Below are 11346 nucleotides of genomic sequence, written 5' to 3'. Positions count from 1 at the left end.
CTTGTCGTCATGTTGAATTCATTTCTCTTGTCGTCATGCTGAATTCATTTCAGTATCTGTTCTTTGGTTCTAAGTACAGATCCTGAAACAAGTTCAGGATGACGGAGATGTGTTCAGGATGACGGTGTTGTTTTCAGGGGAATGGTGTTGAGTTCCGAATTTCGCAGTGGTATTTGGTACTCTTGTCGTCATGTTGAATTCATTTCTCTTGTCGTCATGCTGAATTCATTTCAGTATCTGTTCTTTGGTTCTAAGTACAGATCCTGAAACAAGTTCAGGATGACGGAGATGTGTTCAGGATGACGGCTTTGTTTTCAGTGTTTTGGGCTGTGGTATCTTATGTTTACTTTGTTCAAAGTAGCTATCTAATACAGATGCTAAAGCAGTTGATTATTTATTAAATTAGCCACCATTATATAATTATTCACATATTAAGAATAAATAAAAACTATGTGTATATTGTATAATATAGTGGCTTTTAACTCGGTAGCTCAGCGTCAATATAAAATTAAATTGTATACAATATAGTAAATATACCATTTTATGTTGATATTTCTGAAAAAATACTGAATATTTACTCTAATCTATATTGACACTAAATTATTTTTCTGAAACAGCAATAATTAGTTTGCTTTATAGGCATTGGAGTGATTATTCTAATTATACTTTTTCTTTGAATGAGATCTTTCATGGAACACCTAAACCAATTATTTATAGAAGCGGGTACATTAATGCTTGCTGGCATGGTCTTCGTTTTTGCCTTTTTAGGCTTGACGATTATTTTTATTAATGTGGTTTTAAAACGCTTAGCCATTAAATTTCCAGATGCTGTTGTCCAAACACGATCCACGCGGTCGAATCAAAAAACAAAACAAAGTGTTGATGGTATTTCACCTAATGTGGTGGCGGCAATTACTTCTGCTGTAACGCAATACCGCAAACAACATAATAAACCCTCAAGCACCGATAAAACTAAATAGGAATAAACTCATGACAAAGCCATTAGGTATCACTGAAGTTGTTTTAAGAGATGGTCATCAATCATTACTCGCCACTCGATTACGTCTTGAGGACATGTTACCCATTGCGCCAAAACTTGATGAAATTGGTTTTTGGTCAATTGAGTCTTGGGGTGGTGCAACTTTTGATTCTTGTATTCGCTATTTAGGTGAAGATCCTTGGGAACGTTTGCGCGCCTTAAAAAAAGCGATGCCAAAAACTAAACAGCAAATGTTATTTCGTGGCCAGAATATTTTAGGCTACCGCCACTATGCTGATGATGTGGTCGAAAAATTTGTTGAACGTGCTCATGTTAACGGTATTGACGTGTTCCGTATTTTTGATGCCATGAACGATGTACGTAATTTACAAACCGCCATTAAATCAGCAGTGAAAGTGGGGGCGCACGCACAAGGCACATTAAGCTATACCGAGAGCCCAGTGCATACCCTTGAAGGTTGGCTAACAATGGCTAAGCAAATTGAAGATATGGGCGCACATTCTTTATGTATTAAAGACATGTCTGGCTTATTGAAACCTTACGACGCTGAAGAGTTAATTGCTCGCCTCAAAGAAACCGTTTCTTTGCCTATTGCCCTACATTGCCATGCGACTACAGGCTTAAGTATTGCGACTCACATGAAAGCGATTGATGCTGACGTAGATGTTATCGATACCTCTATTTCGTCAATGAGTATGACCTACGGACATTCACCAACAGAAACGATTGTTTCGATTGTTGAAGGGACTAAACGAGATACCGGTTTAGACATGGTTAAGCTTGCTGAAGTTGCCACTTACTTTCGTGAAGTGCGTAAAAAATACGCTAAATTTGAAGGCAGCTTAAAAGGCATTGATGCCCGAATTTTACTCGCTCAAGTACCAGGTGGCATGTTAACAAATATGGAAATGCAGTTAAGAGAACAAGGTGCTGCCGACAAGCTCGATGAAGTATTAATTGAAATTCCAAAAGTAAGAAAAGATTTAGGTTATATCCCTTTGGTAACGCCAACCTCACAAATTGTGGGTACGCAAGCGGTATTAAATGTTTTAACGGGTGAGCGCTACAAATCAATTACCAAAGAAACTGCGGGTGTGTTAAAAGGTGAATATGGCGCAACGGCAGATAAAGTAAATGCAGAATTGCAAGCGCGTGTTTTAGACGGCGCAGAAGCGATTACGTGTCGTCCTGCTGATTTAATTAAGCCTGAACTTGATAACCTTACTGCAGAACTTGAAACATTGGCTAAAGAAAAGAAAATTGACTTAGCAGACGAAGTGATTGATGACGTTTTAACCTATGCACTTTTTCCACAAATAGGGCTGAAATTCTTAGAAAATAGAAATAACCCAGAGGCTTTTGAACCTGTACCGACTATTGAAGACGCGGTGGCAACATCTGCTCCAGCTAAAAGTTCAACAGCGCCAGAAAATTATGCAGTAAGTGTTGATGGTAAGGTCTTTGACGTTGTTGTCGCGCAAGGTGGCGATATTAGTCAAATTACCCAGCCAAATAGTGGCCAAGCAACTAAGCCGTCATCATCAGCTTCAGAGGCGTTAAATGCACCACTTGCTGGTAACATTTTTAAAGTGCTTGTACATGAAGGTGATGAGGTTGCCGCCGGTGAGGTTGTTATCATCATGGAAGCAATGAAAATGGAAACTGAAATTCGTGCCGTTAACTCAGGTATTATCACTTCAGTGGATATTAAAGAAGGCGATTCGGTTGCCGTTGGTCAAGCTTTATTGAGTTTAGGATAGATAATCATGGATTCACTAAATAAACTTTGGTTGTCTACGGGCTTAGCTAACTTTGAGTCAGGTCAAGTGATCATGATGATAGTGGGCTGTTTGCTTCTTTATTTGGCAATAGCACGTAACTTTGAACCGTTATTGTTATTACCTATGGGTTTTGGTGCGATATTAACCAATATTCCTTTAGCGGGATTTTCAGAAGTGGGTGGTTTATTACACTTCATTTATTATGCGGGTATTGATACGGGGATCTTCCCGTTGATTATCTTTATGGGGGTCGGAGCTATGACCGACTTTGGCGCGTTAATCGCTAACCCTAAAACCTTATTATTAGGTGCGGCAGCACAGTTTGGTATTTTTGCGACTTTATTTGGGGCGATTGCTTTAAACGCAATACCTGGTATTGAATTTACCCTTAAAGATGCATCAGCTATTGCTATTATTGGTGGTGCAGATGGTCCTACAGCGATATTTTTAGCATCAAAACTAGCGCCAGAATTATTAGGTGCTATTGCGGTTGCTGCTTATTCTTATATGGCTTTAGTGCCAATTATTCAGCCACCTATTATGCGCGCATTAACCACTGAAGATGAACGTAAAATTGAAATGGCGCAATTACGCCCAGTAGCAAAAATTGAAAAAATAGTATTCCCGTTAGGTGTTCTCCTGATGGCTATTTTCTTTTTACCATCAGCAACACCTTTAGTGGGAATGTTCTGTTTAGGTAATTTGATGCGCGAATGTGGTGTGGTTGACCGATTAAGCTCTACAGCGCAGAACGAGTTGATTAATATCACCACCATATTCTTAGGTTTAGGGGTTGGCTCTAAGTTAAGTGCAGAAGCCTTTTTGAATATAGAAACGTTGGGTATTTTAGGCTTAGGTGCTGTGGCATTCTCAATTGGCACCGCTTCTGGGGTGTTAATGGCGAAATTGATGAATAAACTTTCATCAACACCCATTAACCCACTCATTGGTGCAGCTGGCGTTTCGGCGGTACCTATGGCGGCACGTGTTGCCAATAAAGTGGGGCTAGAAGCTAATCCACATAACTTCTTACTTATGCACGCGATGGGACCTAATGTTGCTGGTGTGCTTGGCTCGGCGGTTGCTGCAGGTATTTTGTTGGCGCTCGTTGGATAAAGGTAGTTTTATTATGACCGTTTTTATAACACGTTATTATTCAATAACACCACTGCTTGGTAACTTTGTGTAAGCCACTATTTTTTAAAATAGTGGCTAGTATTTTAAAAAAATAGCTTTAAGTCAGTAAAATAAAGGTAATAACCACTTTATTGAGCGCAGTAATATTGTTCAAAATAGGCATCCTATAAATCCATTGACAGTCCATGTCAGTAAATTACTACAGATAAAATTTATTTAAATGCCTTTAAAATCATAAAATAAAATATTAAGGATTTAATTTAAATTGACGCCATAATGTTTTTGGGTGTTTTTGTGTTTCTTCTGCAGTTTGCTCTTGCTCAAAGCAAATGCGGTCATGTAAACGGTTAGCGCGACCTTGCCAAAATTCGATATAGTGAGGCTTTATTCGCCAACCACCCCAGAATTCAGGTAGCGGTATTTCTTGACCGGCAAATTTTTCAGCATAGTAAGCTTCGCGCTCTTTTAATACGTCTTTACTCGCCAGTGGTGAGCTTTGCTTTGACGCCCACGCGCCAATTTGGCTGCCTCTATCTCGGCTATGAAAGTACTTTTCTGACTGTTCATGAGTCACTTTTTCTACCACGCCCTCTATACGGATTTGGCGTTGTAGAACATTCCAGTGAAATAATAAGGCGATTTTATTATTTTCCGTTAAATCTTGGCTTTTACGGCTCGCGTAATTGGTGTAAAAAATAAAACCACTTTCATCAAACTCTTTTAATAACACCATACGAGAGCTTGGTTGGCCATTTTTATTCGCACTACTAACCGACATAGATTCAGGTAATAAAACACCTGATTTTTTTGCGTCGTTAAACCATTGTTCAAATAGCTCAATGGGGTTTGTTTGTGAAGAGAACTCGGGGAGTGGTAAAGCAACCCCTTGACCAAATGTTAATAAACAACGTAATTTTTCAAATAGTGTCATAACGATAGAATAAAATGATGTTAGGGATAATAAGTATTCAGATAATAGCATGAATGTTTTATCTGACAATAAGAGATTGTGCGCTTAATTTACTCTAATCAATAATTATATACGATTAAATATCCCAATCGTCAGAGAAATCTAATGCTTCACGGAGTCGTTTTTTTTCTAGCAAATCATCAATACGTTTTCGTACTTTTGAATTTTTATCTGCTTTTTTCCCTGTAGCGAGATCTTTGTCGTATTTCTCTGATTCGTCTTTTTCTCTATATTCATCTGACATTTTCGTGTTTTTCTCACGGTTAATTATATTTATTAAAAGGGATTAATTTGAAGATAGGCAACAACTGAGAAAATTTCAATAAAATGGCTTAATCATCTACTTCATTTTCACGACGATAGTGTTAGAACAATAAATCGTAAAGTATAAATAGTTTTGCATTGTGCCAGCACATTGATAAACTGATTTATCTGCAGACCTACTATAATTTAGCGACTACTATGCCCAACCGTAATTTCGCCGAATGGCTTGAACAATGTCAATGTCAGGCATTAGCAAATTTTCAGCGTCAATTGGTTTTACTTGTGGGTGATGCTTGTTGGGTAAAGCAATTATTGGGATTAACGGTACAAACGCCAACTAAAGATGCTTGGTTAGTCTTTAGTTATCATCAAGAAATACCCGCGACTATTAATAGTAAACATTATGCTCAGCAATTGGGTAGCGAGCATAATAAGATACTCTTCTCTTGTGTTGAAGGTAGTGAAAGTTCAACACCTGATACTATCAATTTAGACGCGTTTGCCGCACTTTCAGGTACTTTGGTTGCTGGGGGCGTTATGTGCTTGTGGCTTGAAAATCCGTTAGTACAAGCGATTAAACAAACTGATTTACTTTCATTAAAATATTTTTATCAACAATTACTCAATAACAAGGAACTGATCACTCTTTCGCAAAACGCTAAGCAAACGTTCCCGGTGTTAAAACAGGCATTACCTGTAGCACCTTTTGTCAACGATGATTTTTTATATCAATGTAAAACGAAAGAACAACAAATTGCTGTTGAACATATTATCAACGTGAGTCAGGGCCATAGAAACCGGCCCTTAGTGTTAACGGCCGATCGTGGGCGAGGTAAGTCATCTGCACTGGCTATTGCTTGTGTTCAGTTAATTGAAAATAATAATGGTGTTGGTAGCGAGAAAATTGATATTTTCATCACGGCTCCTCATATCCGCGCTTTAACGGTTTTTTATCGCCAAGTTGCCTTTTCATTTGCGGCATGGGGTACAAAATTTGACTCTGTTAATGCCAGTAAAACGTCAATAACTCATGCCTTTGGTTCTATCACTTTTATTGCGGTTGACCGACTTATTCAAGTAAGCGATTCATTGAATGTTTCGCTACTACTTGTTGATGAAGCTGCAGCCATTCCTGTACCGCTATTAACAAGGTTAACGTCTCGTTTTTCACGGGTTGTATTTTCGAGTACCGTACATGGTTATGAGGGTGCAGGGCGTGGCTTTACGGTTAAATTTCAACAGGAATTGCAACAACGGGTACCGCAGTGGCGAAGTTTTCACATTGATGAACCTATTCGTTGGTGTAAAGAAGACCCATTAGAAAACTTTGTTTTTGAAAGTTGCTTACTCAATGCGAAGCTAGCAATGTTGCCTGCATTAGCGGGTATTTCTTCGAACCCCTTATTGTTAACCCAGGCATCAGCGCAGCGCTCAAGGGAAAGGGAGTTATGTGTTAAGCAAGTCTCGGCAGGGTCGCTCATCGAAGATACTGATTTATTACAGCAGGTTTTTGCTGTTTTAGTGACGGCGCATTATCAAACATCACCAAACGATATTACGCTATTACTTGATAATAAGGCGGTAAAACTCTTTATTGCTACAATTGATAACCATATTGTTGGGGTTGCGGTACTCCTTGAAGAAGGTTGCACTGAAAACTTCGACATTCAAGCCATTGCAGAGAATAAACGGCGATTAAAAAGTCAATTTATTCCTCAGTCATTACTGACACATTGTGGTTTTAGCGAAAGCTTTAATTATCAATATTTACGCATTTTACGTATTGCCATTCATCCGCAATATCATGGTTGTGGTTTTGGTACGTGTTTTATTAAACAGCTTGAAAAATTTGCTAAAAAGCAACGGTTTGACTTTATTGGCGCAAGTTTTGGCGCTAATGCACCCTTGCTTAAATTTTGGCAGGATGCTGATTACCAAGTGGCTCGGATCGGTTTTACCCAAGATAAAGCCAGTGGTGAATATTCTGCTTTAGTGCTTTCTGCAATGAGTGACCGTGGTCAGTTTTTTGAACGAAAAATAGTTAATGAATTTTATCATTCATTCGATTACTTGCTCACGGACGAATATAAAGGACTGACACCTAAACTTGTTTGGCAAATATTACACCATTGTCCTGATAAAAGTTTACCGCAATTAAGTGCTCATCAAGTGAGCAGTATTAATGACTTTACCTTAAAAAAGCGGCAATTTAGTCACTGCGTAAAAGCGCTGCATTATTGGTGTGTTATTCATTGTAAACAAGCATATCAGCCACAAATATTGTTGTTAATTGAACGGATTTTACAGAAAAAAACACTTAGTGAGGTGTGTGAAAACCATCAACTAACCGGTAAAAAAATGCTTAACACCGCATTAGTCGATTATATTTCACAACAACACACTTAGGCTATTTGCTGTTGCCAAAACTTGAGCATGGTAAAATAATGACAAGGTTGACTAGCGAAAGCAGTAAAGTCGTCATGCTTTATGATGCGCGTTAAGTAGTAGGTAATGACTTTTGCTAAACCGTTACTGGGGTGTTTAGCGTAAGTATTCGTTAATAGATTTAACCAGTCTTCTATTTGGCAAAGCTCGCTTGAGCGTGCAATGGCACAGTGAAAACTTTTTGAATGCGAACTGGCTGAGTAAGTTAGCGACATAATGATTGTTCTCCTTGTAAGCTGCTCTGTAAAATTGATTGCCATAATGTTTTGCGTGCAGCATCGTCTAAGCACCTGCATTCATGGCCGGCTAAGGCGCCAGATAATATTAATCTCTCTAATAATTTAATGGGTAATTCAACTTGTGCTTTTTCATTATTAGAGCTCTCGTAACGGTCTTGGATATTTTTTCTATTGATATAGTATTGTTGTGCGCCCATGGTAAAACTCCTTTTATTAAGATTGCTTTAAATTAATTTAATGTAAAAAAAGCAGTAATGCAAATGATAATTATTATCATTTGTATTTTATTTAGTTTAATTATGTAATCTTCACAAATATCGCATTACAATAATGCGCAAGAAACAGGTATTGATAGGAAAGTTATGACAGAAGTTGAAAACTCACTCAACGATACAAAAAATAATATTATTGAAGTGAATCGTTTAGTGAAAACCTACAAAGGTGTTCAAGCCGTTGACGATATAAGTTTTGCTATTACTAAAGGGCACTGTTTTGGTCTGTTAGGGCCAAATGGCGCGGGTAAAACGACAACGATTGAAATAATGGAAGGGATAATTAGTACCACGAGTGGGCAAGTACTTTATTCAGGAAAAGCCATCAGTAAAGATATAAGTCAGCAAATAGGTATTCAATTTCAGAGTACCGCCTTGCAAGACTTTTTAACCGTACAAGAAACCTTAAATTTATTCACCGCGTTTTATGACCATACCTTACCTCATCAGCAATTGATCGAACTTTGTGGTTTAAAAGACTTTTTAGATAGAGATAATCGCCTATTGTCGGGCGGACAGCGTCAACGGTTATTATTAGCACTGGCGTTAATTAACGACCCAGAAATAATTTTCCTTGATGAACCAACCACTGGACTTGATCCACAAGCGCGACGAAATTTTTGGCAGTTAATTAAAAATATTAAAGCACAAAATAAAACGGTTATTTTAACCACCCATTACATGGATGAAGCAGAGCAACTTTGTGATGACGTGGTTATTATGGACAATGGTAAAATTATTGAAAGTGGTACACCAAACAGACTCCTTGCTAAACATTTTCATAACGTATTTATTTACCTGCCTAAAGCGCAAGTACCTCAAGCATTAATTGATAAGCATCAGTGGGTTATTGCACACGACCGTGTCGAAATTAGCACACAACAAGTAGAAGAAACCATCAGTTTGTTAATTGCTGCACAAGTTCCGCTAGACGGATTACAAGTGAAGTCTCCAAACCTTGATGATCTTTTTCTAAAATTAACTGGCCATTCGTTAAGGGAGTAATATTAATGAATTTAAAACGTTTTTTTGCGGTAGTAAAGGCCCGTAATATTGAATTTTTTCGTGATCGTTCATCCTTGGGGTGGAATTTGCTCTTTCCGATCTTAATGCTAGCCGGTTTGTCTTTTGTCTTTTCTGGCGACGGGAAAGCGGTTTATAAAGTTGGGGTTGTTAATATTGGATCCGTGCAATCAACGTTTATGGAAACACGTTATGTTGATTTTATTGATTACCAAGATAAAGTGTTAGCAACACAAAAGTTAGAACAACATGCCATTGATTTTTTGGTTGATTTTAATGAAAAAAATTACTGGGTAAGTCAAGGTTCACCCAATAGTTACCTTGTTGAAAAAATATTTATAGGACAACATAATGACTTTCAACGTTTAGAAACCTACGGTAAGAAAATCCGTTATGTTGATTGGGTCTTACCTGGAATTTTAGGCATGAATATGATGTTCAGTTGTCTGTTTGGGGTTGGCTATGTCATTGTACGTTATCGTAAAAATGCGGTACTTAAACGCTTAAAAGCGACACCACTTTCAGCGTTTGAATTTGTGTCTGCACAGTTAGTTTCACGTATCTTTATTGTGATGTTTATGTCGAGCGTTGTGTATATTGGTTGTAATTTGTTTTTCGATTTTTATATGTTGGGCAGTTATTTTGATCTCTTTATGATTGCTATTCTAGGCGCGGTTAGCTTAATTTCGTTAGGGTTGCTTGTTGCAAGCAGAAGTAAAAGTGAAGAGCTTATTGGCGGTTTACTTAATTTAACATCATGGCCAATGATGCTGCTCTCAGGCGTATGGTTCAGTTTAGAAGGTGCGCCTAATGCGGTGAAAGTCTTGGCTGACTTCTTACCTTTAACACACTTAGTGGCTGGCGCGAGAAAAGTGATCACAGAAGGGGCTACGCTTGCCGATATTAGTTATCACGTAATGGCACTATTAATAATGAGTACTATTTTCTTAGCATTAGGTTCGTACTTATTCAGTTGGAATACCGAACGTTAATATTAAAGTGATAACTTTGTTATCACTGTTTGAGCTTTCATGCATTAAGGCGTTTATATGTTACTAAAAATTGCCGGCATATTTTTTGTAGCTCTTGCTATATTAGGTGTTGTTTTACCGATTTTACCGACAACGCCTTTTTTATTGGTTTCGGGTGCTTGTTTCGCTAAGTCTTCGCCGAAAATGTATAAAATGTTACTGGACAATAAAGTTTTTGGACCACTTATTTACCATTGGCAAGCATCTCGCAGTCTTCCAAGGAGTGCTAAGATAATAGCGTTAACTTCTATTGTCTTAGCGTCTAGCTGGTCGTGTTATTTATTAGATAATAATATATTACGGATTGTGATCATCGCTTTGGTGACAGGGCCATTTGTTTTTTTATGGCGATTGCCTATTTCGGATGGAAATAAGCAAACTTAGCGCTTAACTTCAGCCATTATTTTTTATTGAATAAATGTAAAGAAAAAATATTTTATTATCTTTAAATACTTATTTAGCTAAAGCCTTACCCACTAATGCTGCTAGGTGATCAGGTAACGTTAAAGAAAGGGCTATTTCGTGGCCACGGTCTGACATTTTTCCCCACGTTTTTTGGACGATATTAATTATTTTAGCTTCGTTGTTTGCTTCTGTGTATTTTGCGGCAAAAGCATCAAAGTAATATTGTAAAAATACCAGGCAAGCCACATCTTCTAAAATTTGGGTATGCTCGTTAGTTTTAAGCTGTTCTTTTCTTAAAATACAAGCGGTTAATTCAGCTTCATTTTCATCATAACCATTTTCTAACATTAACGATTTAGTCAGCTGTGCATGGAATTTTCCTTGTGCAATTCGCCATTGATAATACCCTGCTTTACCTTCATCAAATTCGTTACGTTTTGAATCCCAACGTTTAATATGCTGAGCACGCACCGCAATTTTTACTAATTCATTCGACTGGGGGAAATACTGCTCTAAACAAGCGGTCATGTACTGACCGTAAAGTAACTCATTGGGTTGAGAAAACCCATTAACCTGCGTTTTGTTCGGATCTTCACTATTTATTTTATCAATAGCAGAATGTACGGCTGTTAAACGAGATGAATTCATAAAGGGTATCCAATGCCTAGGGCGAATTAAAACAATATGTTAGCTTTTTATGGGTAAAATAAAAACTCCAATTAAATTTTTTGTCAAAATAAGAGAAATTGATTTGTTGATCATATTGTCGTGGTAGCTAG

The 11346-nt window shown here is 37.7% G+C and carries 12 protein-coding genes; 7 read left to right on the top strand and 5 right to left on the bottom strand.

Features of this window, described 5'->3' with window-relative positions:
• The first annotated feature begins 689 nt into the window (after nt 1-689).
• Genes H4J52_RS06850 through H4J52_RS06840 form a run of 3 tightly spaced genes read left to right on the top strand, consistent with a single transcriptional unit; the run spans nt 690 to nt 3897 of the window.
• Nucleotides 690-980 carry an OadG family protein gene (locus H4J52_RS06850; protein ID WP_182181676.1) on the top strand — a complete coding sequence of 97 codons (291 nt, stop codon included), beginning with the start codon at nt 690-692 and terminating at the stop codon, nt 978-980.
• Between the two features lie 10 nt (nt 981-990).
• Complete coding sequence (gene oadA / locus H4J52_RS06845) at nt 991-2760, top strand: sodium-extruding oxaloacetate decarboxylase subunit alpha (RefSeq protein WP_182181675.1); 1770 nt, start codon at nt 991-993, stop codon at nt 2758-2760.
• A gap of 6 nt (nt 2761-2766) precedes the next feature.
• Entirely contained in the window at nt 2767-3897 is a 1131-nt protein-coding gene (locus tag H4J52_RS06840; protein ID WP_182181674.1) for a sodium ion-translocating decarboxylase subunit beta, read from the top strand.
• Nucleotides 3898-4165: 268 nt separating this feature from the next.
• Here H4J52_RS06840 and pdxH read toward each other — a convergent pair whose 3' ends face one another.
• Both pdxH and H4J52_RS06830 read right to left on the bottom strand, forming a co-directional pair.
• Nucleotides 4166-4849, bottom strand: a complete 684-nt coding sequence (gene pdxH / locus H4J52_RS06835; RefSeq protein WP_182181683.1) for a pyridoxamine 5'-phosphate oxidase — start codon at nt 4847-4849, stop codon at nt 4166-4168.
• A gap of 115 nt (nt 4850-4964) precedes the next feature.
• Nucleotides 4965-5132 (bottom strand): PA3496 family putative envelope integrity protein, encoded by a 168-nt coding sequence (locus H4J52_RS06830; protein WP_182181673.1) that lies wholly within the window; start codon nt 5130-5132, stop codon nt 4965-4967.
• A 218-nt stretch (nt 5133-5350) separates the two neighbouring features.
• On the opposite strand from H4J52_RS06830, the gene H4J52_RS06825 reads away from it, so the two are divergent.
• The gene (locus H4J52_RS06825) at nt 5351-7558 is read left to right on the top strand and encodes a GNAT family N-acetyltransferase (protein WP_182224399.1); all 2208 of its coding nucleotides are present in this window, start codon (nt 5351-5353) and stop codon (nt 7556-7558) included.
• Here the strand turns inward: H4J52_RS06825 and H4J52_RS06820 are convergent.
• Both H4J52_RS06820 and H4J52_RS06815 read right to left on the bottom strand, forming a co-directional pair.
• A complete protein-coding gene (locus H4J52_RS06820) occupies nt 7555-7812 on the bottom strand; it encodes a hypothetical protein (protein ID WP_182181671.1) in 258 nt (85 codons plus the stop codon). The two genes, H4J52_RS06825 and H4J52_RS06820, sit on opposite strands and share 4 nt — an antisense overlap.
• Nucleotides 7803-8033 carry a hypothetical protein gene (locus tag H4J52_RS06815; RefSeq protein WP_182181670.1) on the bottom strand — a complete coding sequence of 77 codons (231 nt, stop codon included), beginning with the start codon at nt 8031-8033 and terminating at the stop codon, nt 7803-7805. Before H4J52_RS06815 ends, H4J52_RS06820 begins: the two co-directional genes overlap by 10 nt.
• A 165-nt stretch (nt 8034-8198) precedes the next feature.
• On the opposite strand from H4J52_RS06815, the gene H4J52_RS06810 reads away from it, so the two are divergent.
• Genes H4J52_RS06810 through H4J52_RS06800 form a run of 3 tightly spaced genes read left to right on the top strand, consistent with a single transcriptional unit; the run spans nt 8199 to nt 10546 of the window.
• A complete protein-coding gene (locus H4J52_RS06810) occupies nt 8199-9113 on the top strand; it encodes an ABC transporter ATP-binding protein (protein WP_182181669.1) in 915 nt (304 codons plus the stop codon).
• Between the two features lie 5 nt (nt 9114-9118).
• Nucleotides 9119-10123, top strand: a complete 1005-nt coding sequence (locus tag H4J52_RS06805) for an ABC transporter permease (RefSeq protein WP_182181668.1) — start codon at nt 9119-9121, stop codon at nt 10121-10123.
• Between the two features lie 57 nt (nt 10124-10180).
• Complete coding sequence (locus H4J52_RS06800) at nt 10181-10546, top strand: YbaN family protein (protein WP_182181667.1); 366 nt, start codon at nt 10181-10183, stop codon at nt 10544-10546.
• A gap of 69 nt (nt 10547-10615) precedes the next feature.
• On the opposite strand, the gene H4J52_RS06795 is transcribed toward H4J52_RS06800, so the two are convergent.
• Nucleotides 10616-11215 carry a DUF4202 domain-containing protein gene (locus tag H4J52_RS06795; RefSeq protein ID WP_182224398.1) on the bottom strand — a complete coding sequence of 200 codons (600 nt, stop codon included), beginning with the start codon at nt 11213-11215 and terminating at the stop codon, nt 10616-10618.
• Nucleotides 11216-11346 lie beyond the last annotated feature (131 nt).

This window comes from Colwellia sp. MB02u-14, from assembly GCF_014076915.1.
Classification (GTDB): domain Bacteria; phylum Pseudomonadota; class Gammaproteobacteria; order Enterobacterales; family Alteromonadaceae; genus Colwellia_A.
The sequence above is the reverse complement of the archived record's forward strand: the minus strand, read 5'-3'. Positions and strand labels throughout refer to the sequence as shown.

Coding starts and splice junctions, on each gene's coding strand:
- H4J52_RS06830 (WP_182181673.1), bottom strand. CDS start 5,132: ATGTCAGATGAATATAGAGAAAAAGACGAATCAGAGAAATACGACAAA.
- H4J52_RS06805 (WP_182181668.1), top strand. CDS start 9,119: ATGAATTTAAAACGTTTTTTTGCGGTAGTAAAGGCCCGTAATATTGAA.
- H4J52_RS06800 (WP_182181667.1), top strand. CDS start 10,181: ATGTTACTAAAAATTGCCGGCATATTTTTTGTAGCTCTTGCTATATTA.
- pdxH (WP_182181683.1), bottom strand. CDS start 4,849: ATGACACTATTTGAAAAATTACGTTGTTTATTAACATTTGGTCAAGGG.
- H4J52_RS06840 (WP_182181674.1), top strand. CDS start 2,767: ATGGATTCACTAAATAAACTTTGGTTGTCTACGGGCTTAGCTAACTTT.
- H4J52_RS06815 (WP_182181670.1), bottom strand. CDS start 8,033: ATGGGCGCACAACAATACTATATCAATAGAAAAAATATCCAAGACCGT.
- H4J52_RS06825 (WP_182224399.1), top strand. CDS start 5,351: ATGCCCAACCGTAATTTCGCCGAATGGCTTGAACAATGTCAATGTCAG.
- H4J52_RS06820 (WP_182181671.1), bottom strand. CDS start 7,812: ATGTCGCTAACTTACTCAGCCAGTTCGCATTCAAAAAGTTTTCACTGT.
- H4J52_RS06850 (WP_182181676.1), top strand. CDS start 690: ATGGAACACCTAAACCAATTATTTATAGAAGCGGGTACATTAATGCTT.
- H4J52_RS06810 (WP_182181669.1), top strand. CDS start 8,199: ATGACAGAAGTTGAAAACTCACTCAACGATACAAAAAATAATATTATT.
- H4J52_RS06795 (WP_182224398.1), bottom strand. CDS start 11,215: ATGAATTCATCTCGTTTAACAGCCGTACATTCTGCTATTGATAAAATA.
- oadA (WP_182181675.1), top strand. CDS start 991: ATGACAAAGCCATTAGGTATCACTGAAGTTGTTTTAAGAGATGGTCAT.